The following is a 14998-nucleotide window of genomic DNA, read 5'->3' as shown; positions in this document are numbered from 1 at the left end:
AGGATTTCAAATGCGACGCGGAATATTGGCATCATCAACGGCTCTGGCCCTTTTGGTCGCGGCATCGCCGGCATTTGCCGACATGGAGGCGGCCGAGCGCTGGGTCAACGACGAGTTCCAGCCCTCGACCCTGTCCAAGGCCGACCAGTTGGCCGAGATGGAATGGTTCGTGAAGGCGGCCGAGCCCTTTGCCGGCATGGAGATCAAGGTGGTTTCGGAGACCATCACCACCCATGAATACGAGGCCAAGACACTGGCCCAGGCCTTCACCGAGATCACCGGCATCAAGGTGACGCACGATCTCATCGGCGAAGGCGACGTGGTGGAGAAGCTGCAGACGCAGATGCAGTCGGGCGAGAACATCTACGACGCCTACATCAACGACTCGGACCTGATCGGCACCCACTGGCGCTACCAGCAGGCCCGCAATCTCTCCGACTGGATGACCGGCGAGGGGCAGGACGTCACCAACCCCGGCCTGGACGTCGACGACTTCATCGGCAAGTCGTTCACCACGGCGCCGGACGGCAAGCTCTACCAGCTGCCCGACCAGCAGTTCGCGAACCTCTACTGGTTCCGGTACGACTGGTTCAACGACGCCAAGAACAAGGAAGATTTCAAGGCCAAATACGGCTACGAGCTGGGCGTTCCGGTCAACTGGTCGGCCTATGAGGACATCGCCGAGTTCTTCACCGGACGCGAGATCGACGGCGCCAAGGTCTATGGCCACATGGACTACGGCAAGAAGGATCCCTCGCTCGGCTGGCGGTTCACCGACGCATGGCTGTCGATGGCCGGCAACGGCGACAAGGGTATCCCCAACGGCCTTCCCGTGGACGAATGGGGCATCCGGGTGGACGAGAACTCCCGTCCCGTCGGTTCCTGCGTCGCGCGCGGCGGCGACACCAACGGGCCCGCGGCCGTCTATTCCATCGAGAAATACCTCGACTGGATGAAGGCCTACGCGCCGCCGGAAGCTCCGGGCATGACCTTCTCCGAATCCGGTCCTGTGCCGGCGCAGGGCGCGATTGCGCAGCAGATCTTCTGGTACACGGCGTTCACCGCCGACATGGTCAAGGAAGGCCTGCCGGTGATGAACGACGACGGCACGCCGAAGTGGCGCATGGCGCCGAGCCCGCATGGGTCCTACTGGAAGGACGGCATGAAGCTCGGTTATCAGGACGCCGGTTCCTGGACCCTTATGAAGTCGACTCCGGTCGACCGCGCCAAGGCGGCCTGGCTCTACGCCCAGTTCGTCACCTCCAAGACCGTGGACGTGAAGAAGAGCCATGTTGGCCTGACCTTCATCCGCGAGAGCACGATCCGGCACGACAGCTTCACCGAGCGCGCTCCGCAGCTCGGCGGTCTGATCGAGTTCTACCGCTCTCCGGCGCGCGTGCAGTGGTCGCCCACGGGCACCAACGTGCCGGATTATCCGAAGCTCGCGCAGCTTTGGTGGCAGGCGATCGGCGATGCGTCCTCGGGCGCCAAGACCGCGCAGGCGGCCATGGATTCGCTGTGCGCCGAGCAGGAGAAGGTGCTGGCGCGTCTGGAACGCGCGGGCGTGCAGGGCGACATCGGGCCGAAGCTCAACGAGGAGCACCCGATGGAGTACTGGGTCGAGAAGGCCAAGGCCGACGGCAATCTCGCGCCGCAGGCCAAGCTCGCCAACGAGAAGGAACAGCCGATCACCGTCAACTATGACGAGCTGATCAAGAGCTGGGCCGACGCGATGAACAAGTAGTTCCTCCCGGACCGGCGACGGTCTGGAAACACCTGGGCGGCCGGACAAGTTCCGGCCGTCTCTTTATGCGGTCCGGCTGCCGCGATACAGTCGGGAAAAATTTCCCTCGGGAGGGCGCATGCCGGACTTCATTCTCGCGATCGATCAGGGAACCACCTCGAGCCGCGCCATCGTTTTCGATGGCGACTTTGCGCCAAAAGGCGTTGGCCAGGCGGAGTTCGCCCAGCATTTTCCGCATTCCGGCTGGGTCGAGCATGATCCGCGCGACCTCTGGACGACGACGCTCGATGTCTGCCGCGAGGCGATCGAGCGTGCGGGCATCACCGCCAAAGACATCGCGGCTGTGGGCATCACCAATCAGCGCGAGACGACGGTCGTCTGGGACAAGGCGACCGGCGAACCGGTGTACAACGCCATTGTCTGGCAGGACCGGCGGACGGCGGACTTCTGCGCACGCCTGAAGGCCGAGGGTTTTGAGGCGGTTGTGCAGGAAAAGACCGGCCTGCTGCTCGATCCCTATTTTTCCGGCACCAAGCTCGCCTGGATCCTTGAGAACGTCGAGGGCGCGCGGGCGCGCGCGGAAGCCGGCGGGCTTCTGTTCGGCACGGTCGACAGTTGGCTGATCTGGAAGCTCACCGGCGGGGCGGTGCACGCAACCGATGCCACCAATGCGGCGCGCACGCTGCTCTACAACATCGCCGGGCATCACTGGGACGCGGATCTGTGCCGGCTGCTCAACGTGCCGATGGAGATGCTGCCCGAGGTCAGGGATTCGGCGGATGATTTCGGCGCGACGTTGCCGGAGTTCCTGGGCGCGCGCCTGCCGATCCTCGGTGTCGCCGGCGACCAGCAGGCCGCGGTCGTCGGCCAGGCGTGCTTTGCGCCGGGCATGGTCAAGTCCACCTACGGCACGGGCTGTTTCGCGCTGCTCAACACGGGCACCCAGCCGGTGGCTTCGAAGAATCGCTTGCTCACCACCGTGGCCTACCGGATCGGCGGCGTGTCCACCTATGCGCTGGAAGGCTCGATCTTCGTCGCGGGTGCGGCGGTGCAATGGCTGCGCGACGGGCTGAAGCTCATCGGCACGGCGCAGGAAACCCAGGCCATGGCGGAGCGCTCGGACCCCGAGGCGCGTATCTACATGGTCCCCGCCTTCGTCGGGCTTGGCGCGCCGCACTGGGATCCGGACGCGCGCGGCGCGATCTTCGGCATCACCCGGGCGACGACCGCGGAGGATTTCGCCCGGGCGGCGCTTGAATCCGTCGGCTACCAGACCTGCGATCTGATCGACGCCATGCATGCCGACTGGAATGTATCGCATGCCGGCGATGACGCCCAGACGGTGCTGCGGGTGGACGGCGGCATGACCGCGTCCGACTGGACCATGCAGTTTCTCGCCGACGTTCTCGGCGCGCCCGTCGACCGGCCGAAGACGCTGGAGACGACCGCGCTGGGCGCCGCTTGGCTGGCCGGCAGCAGGGCCGGCGTCTGGCCGGGGATGGCGGAGTTTTCCAGCCGCTGGCGGCTTGAGCGGCGGTTCGAGCCGCTGATGCCCGACGCCGAGCGGCAATCCCTGATGGAGGGGTGGCGCGACGCGGTTGCGCGCACGCGGTCTTGAAGGCCGCGGGTCCGCTGGATTTTAAAGCAGCGTCAGCCGGACCTTGTGCGCGACGATGATGTGATGGCTGGCGGCCTGCGCCGCGCGGTCGAAATCGCGCGCTGCGATGGCGTCGACGATGTCGGCATGCTCCTGGACTGCGGCGCGGCGGCGGTCTTCCTCGCGCATCGTCGAGCCATCGAGCAGGATCAGCGAGACCTTCAGCTGGTCCATCTGCTGGATCAGGTAGCGGTTGTGCGAGGCCAGCGCCAGACGGCGGTGGAACTTGCGGTTGTTCATCGCGACTTTCGACAGGTTGTCGATGTTGGCCCGGTCCTCCTCGACCATCTCCTTGAGAATCTCGATCTCCGCCGGCGAGGCGTGCTGCGCGGCCAGCCGCGCGGCGGTGCCTTCCAGCACCTCGCGCACCACATAGAGTTCGTTGATCTGGTCGTTGTCGAGCTTGGGGATGATCATGCCGCGGTGCGGCTCGTGCATCAGCAGCCCCTGCGCCTCAAGCCGCTTCAGCCCCTCGCGGATTGGCGTGCGGGACACGCCGAAGCGCGTCGCGAGCTCGTTTTCGCGCAAACGGCCGCCGGGCTTGAGTTCGCCGGCTTCGATTTGACCGATCAATGCCTTGCAGATATCAGAGCCGTTCATACGTCCATCCCTGCGCGCGCGCGTGTTTTCGACGAGCTTTCTCCAATGGTGCGCCGGAACGGCCATGCTTGCCAAGCGGCAAGAGAAGACCTCCCGCGCTTTGCCCGTTTTGGTGGTGGATACCGGGCATGCATTATTGTATACATATGTGCACGATTTGACAAAGCAAGAGGCCGACATGCGTATCGCCGTTCTCGATGATTATCAGGGCGTGGCCCGATCCTGCGCCGATTGGAGCGGCCTGGAAGCCGCGCATGAGGTCACGTTCTTCTCCGCGCCGCTGGGTGGCGCGGCGGATGTGATCGCGGCGCTGCAGGGATACGACATCGTCTGTCTGATGCGCGAACGCACGGCGTTTTCCAGCACCGTCATCGACGGGCTTGCGGATCTGAAACTGATCGTCACCACGGGGGCGCGCAACGCGGCGATCGATGTTGCGGCGGCGGCCGCGCGCGGCGTCACCGTCTGCGGCACCCGCTCTCCGGGACATGCGACGGGCGAGCTGACCATGGGGCTGATGCTGGCGCTGGCGCGGCGAATCGCTCCTGAGAACGCCTCGCTGATGGCGGGCGGCTGGCAGGTTGGGCTGGGCCGGGATCTGCGCGGCGCCGTCCTCGGCGTCATCGGCCTGGGTCGGCTCGGCTCGCTCGTCGCCGGCTTCGCCAAGGCCTTCGGCATGGAGGTGATCGCCTGGAGCGAGAACCTCACCGAGGACCGCTGCGCCGAGGTTGGCGTGCGCAAGGCGACGAAGCAGGAACTTCTGCAAAGCGCCGATTTCATCACCATACACCAGCGGCTGTCGCCGCGCACCCATGGCCTGATCGGAGCGGCGGAACTGGCGCTCATGAAGCCCGATGCCTGCCTGATCAACACCTCGCGCGGCCCGATCATCGATCAGGCGGCGTTGATCGCGGCGCTTGACGAGGGCCGCATCGGCGGCGCCGCGCTCGATGTCTTCGACGAGGAGCCGCTGCCGGCCGATCATCCGCTGAAGGCCGCGCGCAACCTTCTGCTGACCCCGCATCTGGGCTACGTGACGCGGGAAACCTACAAGGTCTTCTACGGGGAAACCGTGGAGGCAATCGAAGCCTTCCTGGCCGGCGCGCCGGTGCGGGAGATCGCCCCGTGATCCTCGAAATTCTGTCTGGTCTCGTTGACGAGTTCGGTGTCTGGACCTTTGTCGGCGTGGCCGTCGTGGCCATCATAACCTCGGCCATACACGGCGCGACGGGCGTTGCGGGCGGCTTTCTGCTGGCGGCAGCCCTTGCGCCGCTGATCGGCGTCAAGCCGATCATTCCGGTGATGAGCGTGGCCCTGCTGATCAGCCACAGCGCCAGGGCGGTGCTGAATTTCGGCGACATCAACCGCCGCGCCTACCTGATCGTGGCGATTCCGGCCGTGCCCTGCATCGTCGCCGGCGCGATGGTCTACGGCCATCTGCCGAGTGCCGCCATCGCGCTTTTGCTGGCCGTTGTGATTCTGGCATCCATCCCGCTGCGCCGATGGGCCAAGGCGCATAACATCAACGCCACGTGGCGGTCGTTGGGCGGCGCGGGCGGCGTCTACGGAATCCTGTCGGGCGCCTCCGTTGGTCCCGGCATGCTGCTGATCCCCTTCATGCTTGGCTACGGGCTGACCAAGGAAGCCTTCGTCGCCACGCTCGCCGTCATCGCCCTGACCACCAACATCACCCGCGTCGCGGTGTTCGGCGGCACGAACCTTCTCGACGCGCATTTCATCGCCATCGGCGTCCTCGTCGGTCTGCTGACGATTCCGGGCAATTATCTCGGCCGGGTCGCCCTGCGCCGCATGAACAACGATTCCCACGCCGGCTTCGTGGACGTGCTCACCGTGTTGGGCGCGGCCAACTTCATTTGGCTGGCGTTCAAGCCCTGAGCGGATCGGGCTGCCTCAAAGCCCCGTGTCGGGAAGGAAACTGCCGCCTTTCTCGACCATGAAGTCGCGAAACCCGCCGGCCGCGGGCAGGAGCTTGCGGTCGGCGCGCTTGACCACGAACCATTGCCGGATCACCGGCAGCCCTTCCACGTCCAGCACAACCAGACGGCCGCTTTCCAACTCGTTGGCAACGGTGTGCGCGGAAATCAGCGCGATGCCCAGGCCCGCCATCACCGCCTGCTTGATGGTCTCGTTGGAGCCGATCTGCATGCCGAATGTGGGCTTGTGCTCCGTCAGGCTGGAGAGCACGCGTTCGGTCAGCAGCCGGGTGCCCGATCCCGGTTCGCGCACCAGGAAGGTCTCGCTCGCCAGATCGGTGATGGCGATGTGGGTTGCATCCGCCAGCGGGTGATCCGGCGGGGCGATGATCACATGCGGATGGTCGCCGATGACATCCGCCTCCACATCCAGCCGGTGCGGCGGGCGGCCCATCACGGCGATGTCGATTGTGCCTTCCGACAGCGCCTCGATGGTGTCCTCGCGATTGCCGACGATGAGCTGGATCTCTACTTCCGGATGATCGCGCGCGAACGCCGCGATGGCCCGAGGCGCCACGTATTTCGCGGTGCTGACCACGCCGACCGATACCCGCCCGCGTCCGCCGCCGCGCAACGCGCTCAGTGTCGCCGAGCATTCCTCGAACACCGCCTCGATACGTTTTGTCGCACCCAGCACCAGCTGCCCCGCCTGGGTCGGCTGGAAGGCGCCGTCGACGCGCTCCACAAGCGACAGCCCGACGCTCTCCTCCAGCAGCCGGATCTGGGTGGTAACCGCCGGTGGCGTCACGTTTAATTCGTTCGCCGCCGCGGTCACAGTGCCGGTGCGCACGACGGCGGACAGCGCGCGGAGCTGCTTCAGGCTGGCGTTGCGCATGGCGGTCTTTCAATTAAATTTAATGATGAGTAATATCTTTTAAATTTATTTTAAAATCAAGCCGCCCCATCTTGCCAGAACAGCGGACCCGTACAGAAGGCCGCGCAAGACAGTCAGGCAGGACACTGCCCGCCTGCCGGTCTTCGAGACGCGGTCCGCAATGCATCGGACAATCACGACAATGAAGTGACCACGGCGCGCCAAGCGCCGGGCGAGGGAATGCTGCGTTCGCACGGAGGAGACGATGGGCGCTTATCTGGAGCTCTCGGACTGGTTGGAGGCCTGGCAAAATGAGCCTGGCCCGCCGGAAACCGCACAGGAATTCGCTGTCGGGCGCGCCGACATCGCCGCCACCGTTCTCGCGATGGCGACCGCCTGCCGCGACATCTCCCGGCTCATCGCCGCCGGTCCGTTCGCGGCGCCGGCCGCGGATCTGGCGCGGGCCGCGCACATGGATCTGGGACACGGCGACATCGTCGGCGAAAACGCCGGCGGCGATCAGCAGAAGGCGCTGGATCTGCGGGCGCATGACATTGTCGTCGACGCATTGAGAACAGCGCCCGTGGCCATGGTCGGCTCCGAGGAAGCCGACGCGCCGATCCCGCTCGCATCCGGCGCGCCGGTCTCGGTTGCGGTGGATCCGCTCGACGGTTCCTCCAACATCGACGTCAACATGTCGATCGGGACGATCTTCTCGGTGCTGCCGCATCGCTCCTGGATGCCGCATGACGCCTCCGAGGCGGCGCTGCTGCAGCCGGGCCACCGCCAGCTTGCCGCGGGCTACGCCACCTACGGTCCGATGACCGAACTGGTGCTCACCCTGGGCCGCGGCACCCATGTTTTCATCCTTGATGAAGCGGGCGCGTTCCGGCTGACCGGCGCGAATGTCACGATTGCGCCGCAGACAGGCGAATTCGCCATCAATGCTTCCAACTACCGCCACTGGGACGCGCCGGTGCGCGCCTATATCGACGATTGCCTCAGCGGCGCGGAAGGAATGCGCGGGCGCGATTTCAACATGCGCTGGATCGGTTCGCTCGTCGCCGAGGCCTCGCGCATCCTCACCCGCGGCGGCGTGTTTCTCTATCCCGGCGACCAGCGTGATGGATACGCCGAGGGCCGCCTGCGCCTGGTCTATGAGGCCAACCCCATCGCCTTTCTGGTCGAGCAGGCGGGCGGCGCGGCGTCGACCGGCACGGGCCGCATTCTCGATCTGGTGCCCGGTGAGCTGCACCAGCGCGTGCCGCTGATCTTCGGTTCGCGTGACGAGGTCGAGCGGGTCGAGAACTACACATCCGATCCGCATTCGCTCGGCGAACGCTCGCCGCTGTTTGGACGCCGCGGCCTTTTCCGCGCCTGAAACCCTTCGAATCCAGGGAGCAGACCATGTCGGCACGTCATCCGATCATCTCCGTCACCGGCTCGTCGGGCGCGGGCACCTCGTCGGTGCGCCAGACCTTCGCGCAGATCTTCCGCCGCGAATCCATCGAGGCCGCCTTCATCGAGGGCGACGCCTTCCACCGCTACGACCGCGCCGAGATGAAGAAGGTGATGGTTGAGCACGGCACGCGCGGCGACGCCAATTTCAGCCACTTCGGCCCCGAGGCCAATCTGCTTGAGAAGCTCGAGAGCGTCTTCCGCACTTACGGCGAGACCGGCGCGGGCGAGACCCGGCACTATGTGCACGACGCGGAAGAGGCCGATCTCTACGGCGCCGCTCCGGGGACGTTCACCGGCTGGGCGCCGCTGCCCGACAACACGGATCTGCTGTTCTACGAGGGCCTGCACGGCGCGGTGGTCACCGACAGCGTCAATCTCGGCCAGCACGCGGATCTGAAGGTCGGCGTCGTCCCGGTGCTCAATCTGGAGTGGATCCAGAAGATCCATCGCGATCGCGACACGCGCGGCTACTCCATGGAAGCGGTCACCGACACGATCCTGCGGCGCATGCCCGACTATGTGCACTACATCTGCCCGCAATTCACCGAGACCGACATCAACTTCCAGCGCGTGCCGACGGTGGATACCTCCAATCCCTTCATCGCCCGCTGGATCCCCACCGCCGATGAATCGATGGTCGTCATCCGCTTCCGCGACCCGCGCGGCATCGACTTCCCCTACCTGCTGTCGATGATCCCCGGCAGCTTCATGTCGCGGGCCAATTCCATTGTCATTCCCGGCGCCAAGCTGGATCTCGGCATGCAGCTCATCCTGACGCCGATGATCCTGCAGCTCGTCGAACGCAGCCGCCGCCTGGCGCGCAACGGATCGCGCCCCCGCGTCGCCATCAGCGAAGGAGCCCGATCATGAACACGCTCGACAGGCCCGAGGATTTCAAGACCCGGACCGCGCTGGACACCACGACACCCCTGGACGTGGTGCCCGACGCCCGCTCCATGGCCAACGCCTTGCGCGCGTTGGCCATGGATGCGGTGGAGACGGCCAACTCCGGTCATCCCGGCATGCCCATGGGCATGGCCGATGTGGCCACCGTGCTGTTCACGCGGTTTTTGAAGTTCGACGCGGCCGAGCCGCATTGGCCCGACCGCGACCGCTTCGTGCTCTCGGCCGGACACGGCTCGATGCTGCTTTACGGCCTGCTGCATCTCACCGGCCACGCGGATTTTCCGATCGATGAGCTGAAGCGATTCCGTCAGCTCGGCGCCAGGACGGCGGGGCATCCGGAATACGGCCATGGCGCGGGCATCGAGACCACCACCGGACCGCTCGGCCAGGGGCTGGCCAACGCGGTCGGCATGGCGCTCGCGGAGCGGCTGCTCAACGCGCGGTTCGGCGACGATCTGGTCGATCACCACACCTATGTGATCGCCGGCGATGGCTGCCTGATGGAAGGCATTTCCCAGGAAGCCATCGCGCTGGCCGGGCATCTCGGCCTGTCCAAACTGATTGTTCTGTGGGACGACAACGGCATCTCCATCGACGGCAAGGTGTCGCTGTCCGACAGCACCGACCAGCGCGCCCGTTTCGATGCGTCGGGCTGGGAAACCTTCGCCGTCGACGGCCACAACCCCAAGGCGATCGAAACCGCGATCACCGCGGCGAAGCTGTCGTCCAAGCCGGCGCTGATCGCCTGCAAGACCACCATCGGATTTGGCGCGCCGACGAAGGCGGGCACTTCCGGCGTGCACGGCGCGCCGCTCGGTTCCGAGGAACTCGCCGGCGCGCGCAAGCGGCTTGGCTGGATGGCTGAGCCTTTCGAGATCCCGGCGAAAATCGCCGATGCCTGGACCCAGGCCGGCAAGCGGGGCGCCGCCGCGCGTGCGGCCTGGCAGATGCGCCATGAGGCGGCGGATCCCGCCCGGCGGCAGGCCTTTGACGCCGCGCTCGGCGGCGATGTCGCGACGGCGGTGGATGAGGCGTTGACCGCTCTCAAGCAGGACTGGGCCGAAACCGCGCCTCGGCTTGCCACCCGCGTCGCCTCACAGCAGGCGCTTGAGGCCTTTGCACAGGCGCTGCCCTCGCTCGTCGGCGGCTCGGCCGATCTCTCGGGCTCCAACGGCACCCAGACCAAGGCCATGCAGGGGGTGACCCGGTACAAGTTCTCGGGCGGATATGTCCACTACGGCATCCGCGAGCACGGCATGGCGGCGGCAATGAACGGCATGGCGCTGCATGGCGGGGTCATTCCCTACGGCGGCACCTTCCTGGTCTTTGCTGATTATTGCCGTCCCGCGATCCGCCTCTCGGCCTTGATGAAGCAGCGCGTCGTCTACGTCATGACGCACGATTCCATCGGTCTCGGCGAGGACGGCCCGACGCATCAGCCGGTCGAGCACCTGGCGAGCCTGCGCGCCATTCCCGGCCTGCAGGTGTTCCGCCCCGCCGATGCCATGGAAACGGCGGAGGCCTGGGCCTGCGCGCTTTCCCATCCCGACCGGCCCAGCGTGCTGGCGCTGACGCGGCAGGCGCTGCCGGCGTTCCGCACCGATGCGCGGGACGAGAACCTGGTGGCGCGCGGCGCCTATGTGGTCCGCGAACCGGTGGAGGGGCGTACCGTCACCCTGCTGGCAACCGGTTCGGAAGTGCCGCTGGCGCTCGAGGTGGCGGACCGGCTGAAGGCCGAGGGTATCCACGCGGCGGTCGTTTCCATGCCGTGTTTCGAACTCTTCGCCGAGCAGCCGGTCGCGTATCGCAAGGCGGTTCTGGGCGCTGTGCCGCGTATCGCGGTGGAGGCCGCGATTGCGCAGGGCTGGGACCGCTGGATCGGCGACGACGGCGTCTTCATCGGCATGGACGGCTTTGGCGCGTCGGCGCCGGCCGCAGATCTCTACCGCCATTTCGGCATTACCGCGGAGGCGGTCGTGGATGCCGCGCGGGCCTGCGTGTCGGAGGAGGTGTGATCATGGTGATGCGCAACATCGACAGCGTCGATCTCAATGGCCGCACGGTGCTGGTGCGCGCCGATCTCAACGTCCCCATGTCCGGCGGTCATATCACCGACGACACGCGGATCGCCCGCTTCGCGCCGACCGTCGCCATGCTTCAGGCGCGGGCGCCCGCGTGGTGGTCATGTCGCACAGGGGCCGTCCCGATGGCGAGGCGGATCCCAATCTGTCGCTGCGTCCGGTCGCAGCCGCGCTGTCCGAACTCCTCGGCGCGGATGTCGCCTTCGTGCCGGACTGCATCGGCGTGGTCGCGGAAGCCGCCGTCGGCATGCTGCCGCCGCGCGGCGTGGCGCTTCTGGAAAACCTGCGCTTCCACGAGGGTGAGACCGCCAATTCGGCGACCTTCGCGCTGCGGCTCTCCGTGCTTGGCGACATCTATGTGAACGACGCCTTCTCCTGCGCCCACCGCGCGCATGCCTCGACCGCGGCGATCACCGACATCCTGCCGCCTTTCGCGGGACCGTCGATGATCTCCGAAATCTCCGCGCTGACCCGGGCCCTCGACGCACCCCAGCGCCCGGTGGCGGCGATCGTCGGCGGCGCCAAGGTCTCGTCGAAAATTGCCGTGCTTGAGCATCTGGTGTCGCGCATGAACGCCCTGGTGATCGGCGGCGGCATGGCGAACACGTTTCTCGCAGCCCAGGGTCACGCGGTCGGCGCCTCGCTGCAGGAAGCCGGCATGCATGCCACCGCGTTGCGCATTCTGGAGCGGGCGGAAGCCTGCGGCTGCGAGATCCTGCTGCCGCACGACGTCATCGTCGCGGACCGCTTTGCGCCTGACGCCGAAACCATGAGCGTGCCGGTCGCTGTCATCCCCGACGGCTGGATGGCGCTCGACATCGGCCCCGCCACGCTGGCGGCGCTGATTGAAAAACTCTCAGGCTTCCGCACGCTGTTGTGGAACGGCCCGCTCGGAGCTTTCGAAATGCCCGCGTTCGCAGGCGGCACCATCGCGCTGGCGCTGGCCGCGGCCGAACGCACCGAGGCGCGGCAACTGGTCAGCGTCGCGGGCGGCGGCGACACGGTGGCCGCACTCAACATGGCCGGGGTGGCCGGCCAGTTTACCTATCTGTCCACCGCGGGCGGCGCGTTCCTGGAATGGCTGGAGGGCAAGACTTTGCCCGGCGTCGCGGCCCTCACCCTGTCCGAACCCCAATTCATGGAGGCCTGATCATGGCGCGTATCACGCTGAGACAACTGCTCGACCACGCCGCCGAATACGGCTACGGCGTGCCCGCCTTCAACATCAACAACATGGAGCAGGGCCTCGCCATCATGGAGGCCGCGAAGGTCTGCGATGCGCCGGTGATCCTGCAGGCCTCGCGCGGCGCGCGCACTTATGCCAACGACATCATGCTGGCGAAGATGATCGACGCTCTGGCCGAGATCTATCCCGACATTCCGCTGTGCATGCATCTCGACCACGGCAATCACGAGTCCACCTGCGCCACCGCCATCCGCCACGGCTTCACCTCCGTGATGATGGACGGCTCGCTGGAGGCGGACGCGAAGACGCCGGCGTCCTATGACTACAACGTCACTGTTACCGCCCGGGTGGCGGAGATGGCCCATTGGGTCGGCGCCTCGGTTGAGGGCGAGCTCGGCGTGCTGGGCTCGCTAGAGACCGGCGAGGGCGAGGCCGAGGACGGCCACGGCGCGCAAGGCAAACTCAGCCATGACCAGCTTCTGACCGACCCCGATCAGGCGGTGGATTTCGTCGCCCGCACCCAGGTCGACGCGCTGGCGATCGCCTGTGGCACCTCGCACGGCGCCTACAAGTTCTCCCGGCAGCCCACCGGCGACATCCTCGCCATGAATGTGATCGAGGAAATCCATGCCCGTCTGCCCGGTGTGCATCTGGTGATGCACGGCTCGTCGTCGGTGCCGCAGGAACTGCAGGACATCATCAACGCGCATGGCGGGGAGATGCCGCAGACCTTTGGCGTGCCGGTGGAGGAGATCGAGCGCGGCATCCGGCACGGGGTGCGCAAGGTCAACATCGACACCGACTGCCGCATGGCGATGACCGGCCAGTTCCGGAAAGTGGCGCGGGAAAATCCGCGTGAGTTCGATCCGCGCAAATTCCTCAAACCCGCGATGGACGCCATGCAGGCGCTGTGTCTGGACCGCTTCCAGCGGTTCGGAACCGCCGGCAACGCCTCCAGGATCAAACCCCTGCCGATGAGCGAAATGGCCGCGCGCTACGCAAGCGGTCTGCTCGACACGCAAGCCGCCGCCGCCAAGGCAGCCTGACGGAAACCAGAGATTTTTGAAGGAACGGACCCATGGACAGCACGACCACGGAAATCAAAGGCAAGGAACGCTACAAGGCCGGCGTCCTGAAATACGCCCAGATGGGCTATTGGGACGGCGACTATGAGCCCAAGGACACCGACGTGATCGCGCTCTTCCGCATCACGCCGCAGGACGGCGTCGATGCGATCGAGGCCGCCGCCGCGGTGGCCGGGGAAAGCTCCACCGCCACCTGGACGGTGGTCTGGACGGACCGGCTGACGGCATGTGACAGCTACCGCGCCAAGGCCTATCGGGTCGATCCGGTGCCGGGCACGCCGGGGCAGTATTTCTGTTACGTCGCCTACGACCTGATCCTGTTCGAGGAAGGCTCGATCGCCAATCTCACCGCCTCGATCATCGGCAACGTCTTCTCCTTCAAGCCGCTGAAGGCGGCGCGTCTGGAGGACATGCGGTTCCCGGCGGCCTACGTGAAGACCTTCAAGGGTCCGCCCACCGGCATCGTCGTGGAGCGCGAGCGGCTGGACAAGTTCGGCAAGCCGCTGCTCGGCGCCACCACCAAGCCCAAGCTCGGCCTGTCGGGAAAGAACTACGGACGCGTGGTCTACGAGGGTTGAAGGGCGGTCTCGACTTCATGAAGGACGACGAGAACATCAACTCGCAGCCCTTCATGCACTGGCGCGACCGGTTCCTCTACTGCATGGAGGCGGTGAACAAGGCGTCGGCCCAGACCGGAGAGGTCAAGGGCCACTACCTCAACATCACCGCCGGCACGATGGAGGAAATGTACCGCCGCGCCGAATTCGCCAAGGAGCTCGGCTCGGTCATCGTCATGGTCGACCTGATTATCGGCTGGACGGCCATCCAGTCGATCTCCGAATGGTGCCGCCAGAACGACATGATCCTGCACATGCACCGCGCCGGGCATGGCACGTATACGCGGCAGAAGAACCACGGCATCTCGTTCCGCGTCATCGCCAAGTGGCTCAGGCTCGCCGGCGTCGACCACCTGCACGCCGGCACCGCCGTGGGCAAGCTCGAGGGCGATCCGATGACCGTGCAGGGCTACTACAATGTGCTGCGCGAGACCCGCAACGAGGTTGACCTGCAGCGCGGCGTGTTCTTCGACCAGGACTGGTGCGATCTGCGCAAGGTCATGCCGGTGGCGTCGGGCGGCATCCACGCCGGCCAGATGCACCAGCTGCTCGATCTCTTCGGCGACGACGTGGTGCTGCAGTTCGGCGGCGGCACCATCGGCCATCCGATGGGCATCCAGGCGGGCGCCACCGCCAATCGCGTGGCGCTCGAGGCCATGGTGTTCGCCCGAAACGAGGGCCGCGACATCGCCAATGAGGGCCCGGAAATCCTGCGCGCCGCCGCCAAGTGGTGCAAGCCGCTGGAAGCCGCCCTCGATACCTGGGGCTCCATCACCTTCAACTATACATCCACCGACACGTCGGATTTTGTGCCCACAGCCAGCGTCGCCTGACAGCGGCCGCGGTCTGACCC

10 protein-coding genes and 2 pseudogenes are annotated in these 14998 nt (G+C 66.2%); 10 read left to right on the top strand and 2 right to left on the bottom strand.

The features are described 5' to 3' along the window. Window positions 1-10: 10 nt before the first annotated feature. Window positions 11-1744 (top strand): ABC transporter substrate-binding protein, encoded by a 1734-nt coding sequence (locus tag D1F64_RS20675; RefSeq protein WP_117413966.1) that lies wholly within the window; start codon window positions 11-13, stop codon window positions 1742-1744. A gap of 118 nt (window positions 1745-1862) precedes the next feature. Further along, entirely contained in the window at window positions 1863-3362 is a 1500-nt protein-coding gene (glpK, locus tag D1F64_RS20670) for a glycerol kinase GlpK (protein WP_117413965.1), read from the top strand. A gap of 21 nt (window positions 3363-3383) precedes the next feature. On the opposite strand, the gene D1F64_RS20665 is transcribed toward glpK, so the two are convergent. Continuing rightward, window positions 3384-4001: a GntR family transcriptional regulator gene (locus tag D1F64_RS20665; RefSeq protein ID WP_117413964.1), complete on the bottom strand. Its 618-nt coding sequence runs from the start codon at window positions 3999-4001 to the stop codon at window positions 3384-3386. 178 nt (window positions 4002-4179) lie between these two features. Between D1F64_RS20665 and D1F64_RS20660 the strand changes: the two genes are divergently transcribed. Continuing rightward, a complete protein-coding gene (locus tag D1F64_RS20660; protein ID WP_117414753.1) occupies window positions 4180-5130 on the top strand; it encodes a D-2-hydroxyacid dehydrogenase family protein in 951 nt (316 codons plus the stop codon). After that, complete coding sequence (locus D1F64_RS20655; protein ID WP_117413963.1) at window positions 5127-5897, top strand: sulfite exporter TauE/SafE family protein; 771 nt, start codon at window positions 5127-5129, stop codon at window positions 5895-5897. Before D1F64_RS20660 ends, D1F64_RS20655 begins: the two co-directional genes overlap by 4 nt. A gap of 15 nt (window positions 5898-5912) precedes the next feature. On the opposite strand, the gene D1F64_RS20650 is transcribed toward D1F64_RS20655, so the two are convergent. Next, a complete protein-coding gene (locus D1F64_RS20650) occupies window positions 5913-6830 on the bottom strand; it encodes a LysR family transcriptional regulator (protein ID WP_117413962.1) in 918 nt (305 codons plus the stop codon). Window positions 6831-7194: 364 nt separating this feature from the next. Between D1F64_RS20650 and D1F64_RS20645 the strand changes: the two genes are divergently transcribed. The 6 genes and pseudogenes from D1F64_RS20645 to D1F64_RS20620 all read left to right on the top strand — a co-directional run bounded on the left by D1F64_RS20645 (window position 7195) and on the right by D1F64_RS20620 (window position 14978). After that, complete coding sequence (locus tag D1F64_RS20645; protein ID WP_248304814.1) at window positions 7195-8190, top strand: class 1 fructose-bisphosphatase; 996 nt, start codon at window positions 7195-7197, stop codon at window positions 8188-8190. A 26-nt stretch (window positions 8191-8216) separates the two neighbouring features. Further along, window positions 8217-9140 carry a phosphoribulokinase gene (locus D1F64_RS20640; RefSeq protein ID WP_117413960.1) on the top strand — a complete coding sequence of 308 codons (924 nt, stop codon included), beginning with the start codon at window positions 8217-8219 and terminating at the stop codon, window positions 9138-9140. A gap of 86 nt (window positions 9141-9226) precedes the next feature. Next, window positions 9227-11191, top strand: coding sequence for a transketolase (tkt, locus tag D1F64_RS20635; protein ID WP_117414752.1), 1965 nt, complete (start codon window positions 9227-9229; stop codon window positions 11189-11191). A 2-nt stretch (window positions 11192-11193) separates the two neighbouring features. Then, window positions 11194-12407 (top strand): annotated as a pseudogene (locus D1F64_RS20630) (phosphoglycerate kinase). Window positions 12408-12409: 2 nt separating this feature from the next. Beyond that, window positions 12410-13489 (top strand): class II fructose-bisphosphate aldolase, encoded by a 1080-nt coding sequence (gene fba, locus D1F64_RS20625; RefSeq protein ID WP_117413959.1) that lies wholly within the window; start codon window positions 12410-12412, stop codon window positions 13487-13489. A 32-nt stretch (window positions 13490-13521) separates the two neighbouring features. Then, window positions 13522-14978, top strand: a pseudogene (locus tag D1F64_RS20620) (form I ribulose bisphosphate carboxylase large subunit). Window positions 14979-14998 lie beyond the last annotated feature (20 nt).

The organism is Breoghania sp. L-A4, assembly GCF_003432385.1.
GTDB lineage: Bacteria > Pseudomonadota > Alphaproteobacteria > Rhizobiales > Stappiaceae > Breoghania.
This window is presented reverse-complemented; position numbering and strand designations above follow the sequence as displayed.

Excerpts from the sequence above, each read along its gene's own strand:
- D1F64_RS20645 (WP_248304814.1), top strand. The coding sequence starts at position 7,195 with ATGGCGACCGCCTGCCGCGACATCTCCCGGCTCATCGCCGCCGGTCCG.
- D1F64_RS20640 (WP_117413960.1), top strand. The coding sequence starts at position 8,217 with ATGTCGGCACGTCATCCGATCATCTCCGTCACCGGCTCGTCGGGCGCG.
- D1F64_RS20675 (WP_117413966.1), top strand. The coding sequence starts at position 11 with ATGCGACGCGGAATATTGGCATCATCAACGGCTCTGGCCCTTTTGGTC.
- fba (WP_117413959.1), top strand. The coding sequence starts at position 12,410 with ATGGCGCGTATCACGCTGAGACAACTGCTCGACCACGCCGCCGAATAC.
- D1F64_RS20665 (WP_117413964.1), bottom strand. The coding sequence starts at position 4,001 with ATGAACGGCTCTGATATCTGCAAGGCATTGATCGGTCAAATCGAAGCC.
- D1F64_RS20660 (WP_117414753.1), top strand. The coding sequence starts at position 4,180 with ATGCGTATCGCCGTTCTCGATGATTATCAGGGCGTGGCCCGATCCTGC.
- glpK (WP_117413965.1), top strand. The coding sequence starts at position 1,863 with ATGCCGGACTTCATTCTCGCGATCGATCAGGGAACCACCTCGAGCCGC.
- D1F64_RS20650 (WP_117413962.1), bottom strand. The coding sequence starts at position 6,830 with ATGCGCAACGCCAGCCTGAAGCAGCTCCGCGCGCTGTCCGCCGTCGTG.
- tkt (WP_117414752.1), top strand. The coding sequence starts at position 9,227 with ATGGCCAACGCCTTGCGCGCGTTGGCCATGGATGCGGTGGAGACGGCC.